Genomic DNA, 16,532 nt, shown 5'->3' on the forward strand with positions numbered 1-16,532 from the left:
TGTCCTTAAAAGGAAAAACAGTTAAATATAAATACCATGAGATTACTTTTCACAATACTATGCAGCTTGCTGTTCTCTTTATCTGTTTTCGCTCAGAAGAAAGCAGATATTCCTACAATTTATATAGACAAAAGCGGTGTGATGCGCTGGTCGGATACCCGTCAGGAAGCTTCTTTCTACGGGGTAAATTATACAATGCCTTTTGCCCATGCTTACCGTGCGGTCAATTATATAGGGAAGAATCATAAAGAAGCCATCGACAGGGATGTATACCATTTCGCGCGACTAGGTTTCAATGCTTACCGTATCCATGTATGGGATGTGGAAATATCCGATGCAAAAGGCAATCTGATAGAGAACGATCATCTCGACCTGCTGGACTATCTGATAGCAAAGCTGAGGGAACGCAATATACGCGTATTGATTACAACAATGACAAATTTCGGAAATGGTTATCCCGAAAGGAATCAGAATACAGGGGCATTTTCTTATCTGTATGATAAATGTAAGATACATAGTACTGAAGAAGCTATTGTTGCTCAAGAAAATTATATAAATAGTTTTGTAAAACATGTAAATCCTTATACACGCCTATCTTATAAAGACGACCCGTATATTGTAGGCTTTGAAATAAATAACGAACCTTGCCATGCAGATACTCCGCAGCAGACCGAAAGCTACATTAACAGGATGCTGTCTGCTATTAAAAAGGCAGGCAACAATAAGCCTGTGTTTTATAATGTGAGCCACAATCTGGGGCATGTACAGGCCTATTTCAATACAGCTATCCAGGGTACTACCTACCAGTGGTATCCTATCGGGCTGGTTGCAGGACATACGCGCAAAGGTAATTTTCTGCCGTATGTGGATGATTATGGCATACCGTTCTTTAATGTGAAAGGCTTCGATACAAAAGCGAAAGCCGTCTATGAATACGATCCTGCCGACATCACTTATTCTTATATGTACCCGGCAATGACCCGCGCATTCCGCACGCAGGGATTCCAGTGGATTACCCAGTTTGCTTATGATCCTATCGATATAGCATGGGCAAATACCGAATATCAGACTCATTTCCTTAATCTGGCATATACCCCCAATAAGGCAATCAGTATGAAGATTGCAGCGGAAGTGGCGTATAAGGTGCCGATGTATCAGAAATATGCAAAATATCCGAATGATACGGTATTCACCGATTTTCATGTCAGCTATGCACAGGATCTAAGTGAGTTGAACAGTACGGACAAGTTCTTTTATTCGAATAATACGGCATCTTCACCTGTTATGCCAGAACAGTTACAGTCGGTAGCAGGTTGCGGAAGTTCACCAATAGTAAAATATGAAGGTACAGGCGCTTATTTTCTGGACAAGCTGGAAAATGGGTTATGGAGATTGGAGGTTATGCCCGATGCCGTGCAGATAGAAGATCCGTTCAGTAAGCCGTCTCTGAAAAAAGAGGTGGTTACTATCGCATGGAATACATGGGCTATGGAAGTTAGGTTGCCCGGTTTAGGTGAGAATTTCACTGTCACAGCTATCAATGATGGGAATGCTTATAATGGTTTATCAAAGGGTGCGGGCATTTCTGTAAAACCGGGCGTCTATCTTCTGAAAAATGTAAGCTATACACCAAGTGCCGAATGGGGTAAAAATACCAGATGGAATGATATTCTGTTAGGGGAGTTTGTTGCGCCGGAGGCTCATGCAAAAACATTTTCAGTAGTACATCAGCCTGCAAAGGTAATTGAAAGCGGCAAGCCTTTACCGGTAGAAGCACAGATCGTAGGACCGTCGTTTCCCGATTCGGTCATTATTTATACAGACAAAGTTTCTTTCTGGTCGGATAAGAACCCGTCTGTGAAAATGAAACGTATACATGGGTATACTTACGGAGCGGAAATACCTGCCGATATGATAAATGAAGGGCTTTTCAGGTATAATATAATAGTATGCAAGGATAATAAGAATTATACTTACCCTGCTAAAACGGAAGGTAATCCCTTGGATTGGGACTATACCTGTTCTGAATACTGGGAGAGTGCGGTTGTAAGAGCTGAAGACCCTTTGGTATTGCTAAAGATAACGGACGAATACAGCGATGTAGAGGCATATGGCATTCCGGAAACGTCTTATGTATTACGAAACTTTGTAACAGATTTAACAAGCGCGAACTCTTTGAAATTCAGATTTAAGGTAACGGATGCAGATGCCCGCTTCTTTTGGAGAAAATATATCAGGGATTATGTCAGCAAAAGGAAAGATAGGCTGGAAAAATCAAAATACCTATGTGTCAATCTGAAAAATACAAAAGGGATCACTAAACTGAATCTGGGTTTTGTTACCTCCGACGGATTTACTTATACTTCGGTAGTAAATCTCGATAAAGACGGACTTTACAAAGTTTCCTTATCAGACTTGCGACAGGTGAAGACGGCTCTGTTGCCATCTCCGTATCCGACTTTTCTCGAGAGATATTTCGAGCCTGACATACAGATACCATTCGCTATAGAAAAAATAGAGATGTTAGAAATGTCAACCGTAGATGATATAATAAATGATGCGAACTTAGATTTAGGCAGTGTATGGCTGGAATGAAAAATAAATTAGAATATGAACAAACGAAATAATCACCTTATTAAATATTTAAAACCATGAAAAAATACGATAGTTGTAAGAAATTTACTTATTTCCGCTTCGTAATAGCTTTGGCTTTATTGTTGCTCGCGCCCCTGATGGCTGCGGCACAGTCAAAGACGATTACGGGAACAGTAGTAGACGAAACAAACGAGCCGGTTATCGGAGCCGTTGTGAAAGTTTCGGAAACCACATTGGGTACTACCACCGATATAGATGGTAAATACTCGATTGATCTGCCGGAAGGGCGCAACCAACTGGAATTCTCTTTTCTCGGATATGAAACACAAATAGTTATGGTTACTGACAACCGGGTTGTAAACATAAAGCTGGAACCCAAAGCGCAGCTAATGACCGAAGTCGTTGTAATAGGCTATGGTACCCAGCTGAAAAAAGACCTGACAGGGACAGTATCCAGTGTGAGCAGTAAAGACTTTAACCAGGGGCTTATCGGTTCTCCCGAACAACTGATAAACGGAAAGGTCGCCGGAGTGCAGATTATGTCGAATAATGGTTCGCCTACATCGGGAAGCACTATCCGTATCCGTGGGGGAGCATCACTAAATGCGAGTAACGATCCGTTAATCGTTCTTGACGGTGTGCCTTTGGAAAGCGGAGGTATCAGCGGTAACAGCAGTAATTTCCTTAGCCTTATCAATCCGAACGATATAGAGAGTATGACGGTACTGAAAGATGCTTCTTCCACAGCCATCTATGGCTCAAGGGCTTCGAACGGGGTAATCATCATCACTACTAAAAAAGGAAGTTCCGACAAACTGAATATCAGTTTCAATACGACATTCTCTCTGCAAAATAAGACAAAAGTAGCAGAAACCCTTTCTGCTCAGGAGTTCCGTGATCTGATAACCAGCAAAGGCAACGACCAGCAAAAGGCGTTATTAGGTGAATCCAATACAAATTGGAATGATGAGATATATCAAACCGCAGTTGGTACGGATAATAACCTGAGCGTAGCCGGAAACTTCTCCAAAACAGTTCCGTTCAGGGTGTCGGCAGGTTACTATAACCAGGAAGGTATTTTGAAAACCGATAATGCAAAACGTTATACCGGAAGTATCGTTGTAAGTCCTACTTTTTTCGACAATCACTTAAAATTTGACTTCAACCTGAAAGGCTCGATAAATAAAAACAGTTTTGCCAATACCGATGCTATCTGGAATGCGACGGTCTTTAATCCTACGCAACCTGTTTATTCCGGTAATTCAAATTTCGGAGGATATTACGAAAGCCTCGACAATGCAGGTGTTCCCGCAACAGGAGCATTGCTCAATCCTGTCGGTTTATTGAAGCAGGAACAACATGAGAGTACAGTGAAACGCAGTATCGGGAATATGGATGTGGACTATAAATTCCATTTTCTGCCTGAACTGAAAGCGCATCTGACATTAGGCTATGATTATGCCAAAGGTGAAGGTACAAACTATATCCCTGCTGAGGCAGCCAATGTATATCAGATTGGCGGTACAGATAATGAATATTCGCAGGAAAAAACAAACAAGCTGTTTACAAGTTATCTGAATTACTCGAAATTCTTTAAGAACATAAAAAGCAATCTGGACGCTACTGTCGGTTATGATTACCAGCACTGGAGAGCTAAAACTCCCGTATTTATAGATAAGAACATTGCAGGCGAAACGGTAAGCACCTCTCCTGCACAGGATCAGACTCACGTTTTATTATCGTTCTACGGGCGTGTGAATTATTCTTATGATTCCAGGTATATGCTGACGGCAACTGTTCGTCGCGACGGATCGTCCCGCTTCAATCCGGATAACCGTTGGGGAACTTTCCCGTCGGTAGCACTGGCATGGAGAATATCGCAGGAGTCATTCCTGAGAGATAATAATGTAATCAGCGATTTGAAACTTCGTTTAAGCTATGGGGTGACAGGCCAACAAGATGGTATCGGGAACTACTCATTCCTACCTGTTTATACATTGAGTAACGAATATGCACAATACCGTTTCGGAGATAAGTATTACTACCTCTATCGTCCGTCGACCTATGTTGCCGACTTGAAATGGGAAACAACAGATTCGTATAATGCAGGATTCGATTTCGGATTCCTCAATAACCGTATCAATGGTACATTCGATTACTATAACCGCAAAACAAAGGATTTGCTTGCTACAGTATCAGTTCCGGCAGGTACAAACTTCGCAGAGAAAGCAACCACTAATGTGGGTAATATAGAAAGCAACGGTCTTGAGTTTGCTATTAATGCGACTCCTATAGACACAAAAGATATAACCTGGACACTCGGCTTTAATGCGACATACCAGAAAGTGAAGATTACAAACCTGTCATTGGTTAAGAACGAAAATTCTCCGGGATCTTATACGGGCCCTGAAGTCGGTGGACAAGGCTTACAAATTCTGACAGAAGGATATACTCCTTATATGTTCTATGTCTACAAACAGGTGTATGATGATGCGGGCAAACCAATTGAAGGGATGTATGCCGACCTCAACGATGATGGAGTTATCAATGAAAAAGACCTGTACCGTTACCATTCACCGATGCCTGATTACCTGTTGGGATTCAATTCACAGTTCAGATATAAGAACTGGTCATTGGGCTTTGCCTTGAGAGCAAGTTTCGGTAACTATGTTTACAACAATATGGCAGCCAATGCAGGAGCATGGGAAACGATGCAATACATTCCGTATGCAATCAATAATATGTCGAGAGACTTCCTGAATACAGGATTCCAGTCACGCCAGTTCCGTTCCGATTATTACGTGCAAAACGCATCATTCCTCAAAATGGACAATATTTCGGTAGGGTACAATGTAGGGAAAGTATTCAATGGTCCTAACCTCAGAGTAGGTGCTTTGGTTCAGAATGTATTTACTATTACCAAATACGATGGAGTAGATCCTGAAATAACAAATGGTTTCGATAGTTCCTTCTATCCTCGTCCGAGAATATTCTCTTTGAGTCTGAATCTTGATTTCTAATACATTATAAAATCTACAAAAATGAAAAAGATAAAATATATATACATTCTTTTGGTGTCGATGACCTTAGGTCTGTTTACATCATGTCTGGGCGACCTTGACCAGATACCCAAAATAGAAGCTACACCCGAAACGGTTTACAATACACCCGAAGGTTATAAATCCGTTTTGGCAAAACTATATGCATCCCTTGCTATTGCCGGACAGGAAAAAGGGGACGGGAACACCGACCTCGGAGGTAAAACATATTGGGGCTACCTGCGTATTTTCTACAATTTGCAGGAACTACCTACCGATGAGGCCATTTACACATGGGGTGGGGGTGATGCTTTGAACGGTATCCAGTTTATGACATGGAATTCTTCGGACGAATGGACTTCGGCGATGTATTACCGTATCTATTATACAGTGGCCATCTGTAATGAGTTTTTACGCAATGCGACGGATGATAAACTGGCAGGTTTCAACGACAACGACAGGGAACAGATAAAGGTTTACCGCAGCGAAGCCCGTTTCCTGAGAGCTTTGGTTTATTATCATGCGTTGGATTTTTACGGAAATGTACCTTTTGTAACCGAGGCGGACCCTGTGGGAGCATTCTTCCCTCCGCGTATTACACGATCAGAATTGTTTAATTATGTAGAATCAGAGTTGAAGGGTATAGAAGAGGAATTACCTCTGCCGTTGCAGAACGAATACGGGCGGGTGAGCCGTGCGGCAGCATGGTCATTATTAGCAAAACTATATCTGAATGCTAAAGTATACACAGGTACGGAAAAGAATACGGAATGTATTACTTACAGTAAGAAAGTAATAGACGGAGGTTATGCGTTGGAAAATACATATGCCAATCTGTTCAATGCTGATAACGATTTACGCACAAATGAAATTATCTTCCCTATAGAAGCCGACGGACAGCATACCACTACATGGGGTGGCAGTACCTATCTGGTTTGCGGACCTATAGTAGGCTCTATGGTAGCTACCGATTACGGAGTGCAATCCGGTTGGGGCAGTATCCGTACCAGAAAGGAATTTGTGAAACTTTTCAAAGATATTACAGGGGCGACAGATAAACGTGCAGCATTCTATACTGATGGGCAGAGTCTCGATATTGAAGACCCTACTATCGGTACTCAAGGCTATTCTATCGTAAAATACATTAATAAGACATCGGCAGGACAGAACGGCTCAAACTTTTCAGAAGGATTGGTCGATACTGATTTCCCGATGATACGCCTTGCCGATGTGTATCTGATGTATGCCGAAGCTGTAGTAAGAGGTGGTACAGGTGGAAGTAAGAGCCTTGCAGCTGAATACATAAATCTGATACGCAAAAGAGCTTACGGTAATGAGACCGGAAAGGTTAGTGAAGATGAACTGACTCTCGATTTTATTCTGGCCGAAAGAGGACGTGAATTATACTGGGAAGGCACCCGCCGTACCGACCTTATCCGTTTCGGAAAATTCACAGGCTCGTCTTATGTGTGGCAATGGAAAGGTGGAACAATGGATGGTACGGGGACAGATAGCAAATTCAATTTGTATCCGCTTCCTCCGGCCGATCTGGCAGCTAATCCTAATCTGAAACAAAACGAAGGGTATTAATCTTTAAGATATAGAATAGTATGAAAACAATAAATAAATATATATTCCTGTTCCTTCTGGCTATAATGGCCGCGTCATGTAACAGTGACGGGGATGAAGTGGTGCTTTCGGGTTTTCAGGAAGGAGAATTGAAGGCGACAGCATCGGAAGTCGTATTGACGAATGATAACAGCGGAAAACTGGTTCTGTCCTTTATGTGGAACGCCGGAGAGTTGGCGAATACATATTCGCAAAAGTATGGGCTTCCTGCCGATGCATTGAAGACAACACTCCAGTTCGATACACAGAGTTCATTTGCCAGTGCAAAAGATGTGGTGGAAACTGCCAGTGCGAAATCCTATACAGGCAAGGCTTTGAATTCGCTGGCGCTGAGTATGGGCTTGGAAACAGCGCAGGCTGCAAAACTTTATGTACGCATGAAGTCTACCATTGCGGCTAATGTAGATCCTCTCTACAGTAATGTAGTAGAAGTGACCGTTACTCCTTACGAAGAAATAGCATTTTTATATATGCCAGGCGACCTGAGCGGCGGATGGGATAAATACACAACACGCTTATGCTCACGCAATGGAAATGGCGAATATGAAGGATTTGTAAATGCTAAGGAATGGAATAACTTTAAATTTACGACCGAAATGAGCAGCACTTCGGGAGTAACTTACGGTTCTAATCCGAATGATTTATATACGTTGGATGATAGTAGTGCCCAGTGGAACATATGGTTCGAAGAGGGCGGATATTTCTTACTGAAAGCGAATACCAATACGATGAAATGGAGTAAGACGAAAATTACTGCCTTTGCTGTTACCGGAGAGTTCAATGCATGGAGCCTTGCTACTGATGTGATGACTTACGATGCTGTAAATCAAGTGTGGAAAGTGACTTGTAATATCTCAAACACATTGTATGGTATTCAGATAATTGCCAATAACGACTGGAATTCGAAGTACGGAGGCAGTAACGGAGAGATTACTCTGGGCGGAGCGAATATAGAAATTGCCACACCGGGTACTTATACTATTACAATGAATCTGAGCAATCCTGAGAAGTATACGTATACAATCGAATGATTAATCCATTAAAAACAAAATTATAGTATGAAATTATATATAAAACATTTGATTATAGCACTTTCATTTATTGTTTCCCTCGGGTTTATTTCCTGTAGCGACGATGATGATAACGGAGCAACCAATCCTGACTTATCGGCCGGAACTTTTGCCAAAGGGGCTGATGTGAGCTGGATAACCCAGATGGAAGCATCGGGAAAGAAATTCTACAATGCGGCAGGAGCTGAAATGGAAGGTATAAGGCTGTTGAGAAATCTTGGTATGAACTCTGTCCGCCTGCGTGTATGGGTCGATCCTGTAGACGGGTGGTGCAATACCGAAGATTTATTGGTAAAAGCATATAGGGCCAAAAATCTGGGTATGCGTATTATGGTGGATTTCCATTACAGCGATACTTGGGCAGACCCGTCGAAACAAGTAAAGCCGGCGGCATGGACTAATCTCAGCTTCACAGAACTGAAGAGTGCCGTAGCGAATCATACGACAGAAGTGTTGAATGTGTTGAAAACAAACGGCATCACTCCGGAATGGGTACAGGTGGGTAATGAGACAGGCAACGGGATGTTATGGGATGATGGAAAAGCAGAAGACAATATGAAAAACTATGCTGATCTTAATAATGCAGGCTATGATGCCGTCAAAGCTGTTTTCCCTGATGCGAAAGTGATTGTTCATCTGCAAAACGGTCAGGATAACGGACTGTTCCGTTGGTTGTTCGACGGGCTGAAAAGTAACAATGGAAAATGGGATGTAATAGGTATGTCTTTGTACCCGTCTGCCGATGATTGGAAAACGATGAACAACGATTGCCTTGTCAATATGAAAGATATGATAGAGCGTTATGGTTCGGAAATAATGCTTTGTGAAGTGGGAATGAGCTGGGATGAAGCGGAAGCATCAAAAGCCTTTCTGACCGATTTGACAGAAAAAACAAAGTCATTACCAAATGACAAAGGTTTAGGTGTATTCTATTGGGAACCGCAGGCATATGGTAGCTGGAACGCATATACACTCGGTGCATTTGACGATTCGGGAAAACCTACTGCTGCTTTGGATGCATTTAAATAATATTTATCTATACTATAAGCTGATGGACTTTAGTCGTCAGCTTATAGCTCTTTGAGGTGTTGATTAGCAGATTTGTAAATTAGCATATTAGCAAATGATTGAAATAGTGTTACGTTTGTTACTTTTTGGGGAAAAGATGTTTGGTCCCTACAAAAGCTATAAAATCCGTTACCTTTGTTACCTTTTAGCTATATGTGGTTAATAAATGTAAAAATTGTAAATGGGAGATAGTGAAAAATATGCACAGTACATGACTTATATAAGCGCAAGTTTAACGCAGTGTAACTTGTGCTGTAAATGTTTACAGTTTGTAACTGTAAGGGGGTGTGTCAAAAGTAATATTGCGTTAGCAAAGTGTTATACCCTATTGTCATTCTGAACGGAGTGAAGAATCTCGACCCTGAGAAACGAGATGTTTCACTCCGTTCAACATGACAAATAGATAGTAAAAATTACTTTTGACACACCCTCACATGTTTAGACACAAGTTACGTTACACTAAACTTGCGTCATTTCAGTGTAAAAAAGTAACAGGAGAGAAATACGCAGAATGTGTTACTTTTGTTACCTTTTGAATAATATAAACTCATTGTTAACTGTTGACTGCTAACTGTTAACTGAAAGAATTTTATAATGAAAAGAAAATTTATAACTTTTATTTTAGCCATACTGTTTTGTTGCAATGCCACCATTCAGTCGCAGACAAAAAGAGTAGAGTTCTTATTAGAAAAGAATTGGAAATTCAGCAAAGGCGATTATCCGGATGCTGTCAAAACAGGTTTTGATGATAAAAACTGGGAGACGGTAACTGTTCCCCACGATTGGGCTATATTCGGGCCTTTCGATCGTGAACACGATTTGCAGGAAGTGGCTGTTACTCAGAACGGAGAAAAAGTAGCAACTGTAAAAACCGGGCGTACGGGAGGATTACCCTATGTCGGTATAGGCTGGTACAGGAATACGTTTAATGTAGGTAATTTCGAGAAAGGGAAAAAACGTGTCACTCTGCTTTTCGACGGAGCTATGAGTGAAGCGCGTGTGTATGTAAATGGAAAAGAAGCTTGTTTCTGGCCTTTCGGTTACAACTCTTTTCATTGCGATGTAACGGATTTGCTGAATACTGATGGTAAAAACAATACACTGGCAGTACGGCTCGAAAACAAACCGCAGTCGTCGCGTTGGTATCCGGGCGCGGGTCTTTACCGTAATGTACATGTAGTAGTGACCGAAGAAATACATGTGCCTGTATGGGGTACTTATATTACTACGCCTTTTGTCTCGGAAGAATACGCTTCGGTGAAGCTGAAAACTGAAATCAGCAATTCGGATAACGCGGACGTACGGATAGTTACCGAAATAAAAGATGCATCGGGAAATGTCGTTGCTAAAAAAGATAATACACTCAAAATAAACCACGGCCAGCCTTTCGAGCAGAATCTTATTGTGGATAAACCACAACTGTGGTCACCAGAGACGCCATATCTATATAATGCAGTATCGAAAGTATATATAAAAGATACACAGGTTGACGAATATACCACACGTTTCGGTATAAGGGATATAAAGCTGATTGCCGATAAAGGATTTTTTCTGAATGGTAAAAGACGTAAGTTCCAAGGGGTTTGTAATCATCACGACCTCGGCCCTCTGGGAGCAGCTATTAATGTAGCGGCATTGCGTCGCCAGCTGTCTATGCTGAAAGATATGGGTTGCGATGCCATACGCACGGCACATAATATGCCGGCACCGGAACTGGTTGCCCTATGTGATGAGATGGGCTTTATGATGATGATAGAACCGTTCGATGAATGGGATATTGCTAAGTGCAAGAATGGCTATCACCGTTTCTTTAACGAATGGGCAGAAAAGGATATGGTAAATATGTTGCGCAACTACCGCAACAATGCCAGTGTGGTGATGTGGAGTATTGGCAATGAGGTGCCTACCCAGTGCAGCGACCAAGGATACAAGGTGGCTTCTTTCTTACAGGATATCTGCCATCGTGAAGATCCTACCCGTCCTGTAACCTGTGGAATGGACCAGATTAGTTGCGTGTTGAATAACGGTTTTGCAGCTATGCTGGATGTTCCGGGATTCAATTACCGTGCCCATCGTTATCTGGAAGGTTACGAAAAACTGCCTCAAAATCTGGTGCTTGGGGCTGAAACGTCATCGACTGTAAGTTCGCGGGGAGTATATAAATTCCCTGTTGAGAAGAAAGCGGACGCCATATATGATGATCACCAGTCTTCATCTTACGATTTCGAATATTGCGCATGGTCAAATCTGCCGGATGATGATTTTGCTTTGGCAGATGATTATGAATGGACTATGGGGCAATTCGTATGGACAGGGTTCGATTATCTGGGTGAACCTTCTCCCTATGATACGGATGCATGGCCGAATCATAGTTCTATGTTCGGTATTATAGATCTGGCAAGTATTCCTAAAGACAGGTATTACCTGTATCGTAGCCTGTGGAATAAAAATGAGAGTACATTACACATCTTGCCTCACTGGAATTGGAAAGGGCGTGAAGGAGAGAAAACTCCTGTATTTGTTTATACCAGCTATCCGTCAGCCGAGCTTTTTATCAATGGTAAAAGCTATGGAAAACAGAGTAAAAATAATACTACCGTGCAGAACCGTTACCGTCTGATGTGGATGGATGCCATATACGAACCGGGCGAAGTGAAAGTCGTTGCATACGATGCACAGGGTAAAATTGCAGAGGAAAAGATTGTGCGTACGGCAGGTAAGCCACACCATATAGAACTTGTAGCCGACAGAATGCAGTTAGCTTCTGACGGTAAAGATCTGGCCTATATAAATGTAAGAATAGTGGATAAAGACGGTAATCTATGCCCTGATGATCAGCGTCAGATAACTTTCTCCGTAACGGGAGACGGCAGCTACAAAGCATCGGCAAATGGTGATCCTACTTCCCTCGAACTATTTCATCTGCTGCGGATGCAGGTCTTTAACGGACAGTTGACTTCGATAGTACAATCGGGTGAAAAAGCCGGAAAGCTGGTTTTTGAAGCAAAAGCAAAAGGTTTGCAGGCGGGAAGGATAGAAGTGATAGTAAAATGAATTAGTTGACAGTTGAAAATTGAGAGTTGAAAATTTTTAAGGGCTTTGCATTACTAGTGCGTCAGCATCTGCGCATTAGTTCCGCAGGCGGGGTACCCAATCCGGTAAAGATGGCATAGAATCAAATGGGGCGATAGCCCATTTATTTGATTCAGCCATCGAGGCGGTTTTGGGTCGCCGAGGAATGAAGCGCTAGCCTTTTGATTCGTTTTGGGCAATGCCAAAATGAACATAAATAAATCTTTAATAGAGATGATCGGTTCTCTTTCGTTCTTTGACATACATATTTCGTACAACAGACAAGCTATTTAGTACATAAAATGCCTTTAGATAGCGGATTATATCAGGAATAACCTATTTTTGTATTAAATTAATGAGGTAATGCAGAGATATCTTGTATTGGCAAACAGTAACGACTTGGTGAGGGTCTCTCCCGAGAGGATAGTTTATATATCCTCCGACGGGAATTACTCCACGATGGTGCTGGTCAATAAGGAAGAACATCTGTTTTCTTTCAATCTGGGTACTTTCGAAAGGGTTATTGAGCAGCAGTTGTCCAATGATGCAGGTACTTTTATCCGCTTGGGTAAAAGCTTGATTATAAATGCGCAATATATCTATTACGTGAACGTTTCCAAGCAGCAGATTATTCTTTCAGATATCAGCTTTCCCCATAAATTTGCACTCTCTGCTTCGAAAGAAGCATTGAAAGCATTGAAGACAGTATTGGAAGATAGTATAAAAAGCAGGAGAACCGAATAATGAGCAAGAAAGATATACAAACAGAAAACGAAGTCTACTTTCTTGGCTCAAAAGAAAGTAGGGACAAAAAGCCCGCCTCCAAAAAGTGGTGGTGGCTGATAGCTGCGGCTTGTATTGTGGTGGTGATAATAGCGGTATTGCTGATATTGCTATTGCGGAAACCGGATGCCGGCTATTACTTCGAACCTGAAATCGAAGAGGCTGTGCATACGGCAGGTGTAACTTCCGATACTATAAAAGCTATACCCGGTGATACTATAAAAGGATATGTGGAAATATTGGAAGAAACGGTGAACGATGTACCCATGTTTGTTTATGTACCTCGTCATGCAACACTGTCATTGTCTGTAGGTATGCCGGATAAGTCCGATTCAACGATTATTTTCATAACACAGGCAGCCGATATCAGGGGCGATAATTATGAGATAGTAGGCGATTTTGTCCTTGCCGGGGAAAAATTATCGAGGGGTGTTGCAAAAACAGGATTTTGCGCGGTCATTGACGGTGAAGTTATTATCGGAGTTTCAGATAATACTCCATTGTTGCAAAAAGCGATTGAGTCGAAAGGCTATTTTTTCAGGCAATACCCATTGGTAGATGATGGAGTACTGGTGGAAAACAATCCGAAGAATAAATCGATTCGCAGAGCACTAGCTACACGTTCCGGGAAGGTAATAATGGTGGAAAGCCGCAGCGCCGAGTCATTCCATGATTTTGCGCAGGCGCTGGTCGATATAGGGGTAAATGATGCGATATACCTGGTAGGAAGCAATACTGCATTTGGCTGGTACTATGACAAAGACCATATAAAGACTGAATACGGAACTATCCAGTCTGAACAGCTTCAGAATATATCTTATATCGTTTGGCGTTCGGAATGAGATACCTGTACGGAAATCACTCCCATCCCTCATACCCGCCGTCGATGCTGTATACATCTTCAAAACCCTGCTCTGCAAGGAATTGGGCTACCATTTGGCTGCTATTTCCATGATAGCACATGACTAATATAGGATAGGTTTTATTTGTCATTGTCACAAACCCGGGCAGGCTCAGGTGGGTAAGGTGTGTCGCTCCTTTTACATGTCCTTGCCGGAAACTTTCTTCATCTCTGATATCTACCAGTATTGTTTCGGGATTCGATAGTTTTTCTTTGGCTTGATGCAGTGTAATTCTCTTTAACGGCATTCTTTTCTATTGTTATTAGTTTATTCTATATATTATTTGATGTTATAGATTGAACAAATTCAACTGGTTTTTGTTTTTAGTCTTAAAAATCACAAATAAAGGACACTGACGTGCAAAAGAAACTATTACTTGCCTTATTGGCAATTATTCAATCATCACTGATATTCGCTCAAGCCGAACCTGCCTATAAGAAAGGAACATTCTTCGCCCTGTGGGGCTGGAACAGGGATGCCTATACAAACTCCGATATTCATTTCAAGGGTAATGATTATGACTTTACTCTTCATAAAGTGAAAGCATCTGATAAACAAAATAAGATCAGCTATTTCAATTACCTCCGCCTCGATCGGATAACCATTCCTCAAACAAACTTGCGTGTGGGGTATTTTATAAAAGATAATATGGCTATAACTTTAGGTGTAGATCATATGAAATACGTTATGGATCAGAATCAGACGGTAAATATAGGTGGACATGTAAAACCTGAATACCAGTCTCATGTAAATGACGACGGTTCTATAAAACTGACAGACGATTTCCTTACATTTGAGCATACCGACGGGCTGAACTATATAAATGCAGAACTGGAATATTATAAGAATTTCTTCCATAAAGGTATCCTTAACGTGAACGGCCTGATTGGTGGTGGAGCCGGATTCCTTATGCCCCGTAGTAATGTTATGATGATGGGAAATGAACGGCACGATGCTTTTCATCTTGCGGGATTCGGACTGAATGCAAAAGGCGGATTGGATGTAAACTTGTGGAACTTGTTTTTCGTCCGTTCCGAAGTGAAAGAAGGGTATATCAATATGCCAAGTATAAGGACGACCGAATCGCCGGACGATCAAGCGCATCAGGCTTTCTGGTTTGCTGAACTGACTTATACATTCGGTTTTAACTGGCATTTTTGAAGATATAAAAGTTTATCTATATAATAGATTCAGGTATACTCAGTGCAGTATTTAAAAAGTGTTTGTTGATTTTAGAGTAATCAGTAGTAAGTATTAAGTGTCTGATAACCGATTACTGTTAACAGTATCCCCCTTCCGGGCCTTGGGGGACTGTTAACTTAAAAAAATCATAACTCATAACCTATAACTCATAACTAAATCATAACTTTGCATACTTGATTTGTAAAAGTTATAGACCATGCCAGTTAATATACCTAACAATCTTCCGGCGATTGAGATTCTGAAGAAAGAGAACATCTTTGTAATGAACCAACTCAGAGCTAACGAACAGGATATACGTCCTCTTCGTGTGCTTATTCTCAATCTGATGCCTATAAAGATAATGACGGAGACTGATTTGATAAGGTTATTATCAAACAATCCGTTGCAGGTAGAAGTTGAGTTTCTGAAACTGGAAACCCATACTTCTAAGAACACTTCGGAAGAGCACCTTGAAATGTTTTACAAGAACTTCAGTCAGGTAAAAGATGATTTCTATGATGGTATGATAATAACAGGTGCACCAGTCGAACTGTATGAATTTGAAGAAGTGACTTACTGGCCCGAAATATCTTCTATATTTGATTGGGCACGTACTCATGTGACTTCCACATTGTATATATGCTGGGCTGCACAGGCTGCCATGTATCATTTCTACGGGGTGAAAAAATATCCGTTACCGGAGAAAATGTTCGGTGTATTCAAGCATATTGCCCATGATAAGAAGTTCCCGTTGTTCAGGGGATTCGACGATGAGTTTTATATTCCTCATAGCCGCCATACAACAGTGAGGAGGGAAGATGTACTTCGGCATCATGAGTTGAAAATACTGTCGGAGTCGGATGATTCCGGTGTCGGAATAGTTGCATCCCGTGGAGGACGTGAATTTTACCTGACAGGACATTCCGAATATGCACCATATACACTTCATAACGAATATATACGGGATGCGGAAAAAGGCTTACCTATAAAGATTCCGCTCAATTATTATAAAAATGACAATCCTGAGAACGGGCCGGTGGTGCGCTGGTCGGGTCATGGTAATCTCTTATTTAATAATTGGCTCAACTACTTTGTCTATCAGGAAACTCCGTATGATAAAACGAAGATCAAAGATCTGGGTAATATAGATCCTATGAATGAGGGATATATGTACCATATCTAAGTAACATTAT

Annotated in this window: 11 protein-coding genes; 10 read left to right on the plus strand and 1 reads right to left on the minus strand. The window is 41.5% G+C overall.

Going from position 1 to position 16,532, the window contains the following annotated elements:
* The first annotated feature begins 36 nt into the window (after window positions 1-36).
* From HMPREF9455_RS00430 to HMPREF9455_RS00465, 8 genes are all read left to right on the plus strand, one after another.
* On the plus strand, window positions 37-2,595 hold the full coding sequence (locus tag HMPREF9455_RS00430; RefSeq protein WP_006797582.1) for a cellulase family glycosylhydrolase: 2,559 nt from the start codon (window positions 37-39) through the stop codon (window positions 2,593-2,595).
* 56 nt (window positions 2,596-2,651) lie between these two features.
* Window positions 2,652-5,615: a SusC/RagA family TonB-linked outer membrane protein gene (locus HMPREF9455_RS00435; RefSeq protein ID WP_006797583.1), complete on the plus strand. Its 2,964-nt coding sequence runs from the start codon at window positions 2,652-2,654 to the stop codon at window positions 5,613-5,615.
* Window positions 5,616-5,636: 21 nt separating this feature from the next.
* A complete protein-coding gene (locus HMPREF9455_RS00440; protein WP_006797584.1) occupies window positions 5,637-7,223 on the plus strand; it encodes a RagB/SusD family nutrient uptake outer membrane protein in 1,587 nt (528 codons plus the stop codon).
* 20 nt (window positions 7,224-7,243) lie between these two features.
* Complete coding sequence (locus tag HMPREF9455_RS00445) at window positions 7,244-8,293, plus strand: SusE domain-containing protein (protein ID WP_006797585.1); 1,050 nt, start codon at window positions 7,244-7,246, stop codon at window positions 8,291-8,293.
* A 27-nt stretch (window positions 8,294-8,320) separates the two neighbouring features.
* On the plus strand, window positions 8,321-9,361 hold the full coding sequence (locus HMPREF9455_RS00450) for a glycoside hydrolase family 53 protein (RefSeq protein ID WP_006797586.1): 1,041 nt from the start codon (window positions 8,321-8,323) through the stop codon (window positions 9,359-9,361).
* A gap of 633 nt (window positions 9,362-9,994) precedes the next feature.
* Window positions 9,995-12,454: a glycoside hydrolase family 2 TIM barrel-domain containing protein gene (locus HMPREF9455_RS00455; protein WP_006797588.1), complete on the plus strand. Its 2,460-nt coding sequence runs from the start codon at window positions 9,995-9,997 to the stop codon at window positions 12,452-12,454.
* Between the two features lie 381 nt (window positions 12,455-12,835).
* A complete protein-coding gene (locus HMPREF9455_RS00460; protein ID WP_006797590.1) occupies window positions 12,836-13,216 on the plus strand; it encodes a LytTR family transcriptional regulator DNA-binding domain-containing protein in 381 nt (126 codons plus the stop codon).
* Window positions 13,216-14,097, plus strand: coding sequence for a hypothetical protein (locus HMPREF9455_RS00465; protein WP_006797592.1), 882 nt, complete (start codon window positions 13,216-13,218; stop codon window positions 14,095-14,097). The genes HMPREF9455_RS00460 and HMPREF9455_RS00465 overlap by 1 nt, the downstream gene beginning before the upstream one ends.
* A gap of 16 nt (window positions 14,098-14,113) precedes the next feature.
* Here HMPREF9455_RS00465 and glpE read toward each other — a convergent pair whose 3' ends face one another.
* Entirely contained in the window at window positions 14,114-14,404 is a 291-nt protein-coding gene (gene glpE / locus HMPREF9455_RS00470) for a thiosulfate sulfurtransferase GlpE (protein ID WP_006797593.1), read from the minus strand.
* Between the two features lie 110 nt (window positions 14,405-14,514).
* On the opposite strand from glpE, the gene HMPREF9455_RS00475 reads away from it, so the two are divergent.
* Window positions 14,515-15,318 carry a hypothetical protein gene (locus tag HMPREF9455_RS00475; RefSeq protein ID WP_006797594.1) on the plus strand — a complete coding sequence of 268 codons (804 nt, stop codon included), beginning with the start codon at window positions 14,515-14,517 and terminating at the stop codon, window positions 15,316-15,318.
* Between the two features lie 238 nt (window positions 15,319-15,556).
* Window positions 15,557-16,522 (plus strand): homoserine O-acetyltransferase MetA, encoded by a 966-nt coding sequence (gene metA / locus HMPREF9455_RS00480; protein ID WP_006797595.1) that lies wholly within the window; start codon window positions 15,557-15,559, stop codon window positions 16,520-16,522.
* Window positions 16,523-16,532 lie beyond the last annotated feature (10 nt).

It is taken from the genome of Dysgonomonas gadei ATCC BAA-286 (genome assembly GCF_000213555.1).
Taxonomy (GTDB): domain Bacteria; phylum Bacteroidota; class Bacteroidia; order Bacteroidales; family Dysgonomonadaceae; genus Dysgonomonas; species Dysgonomonas gadei.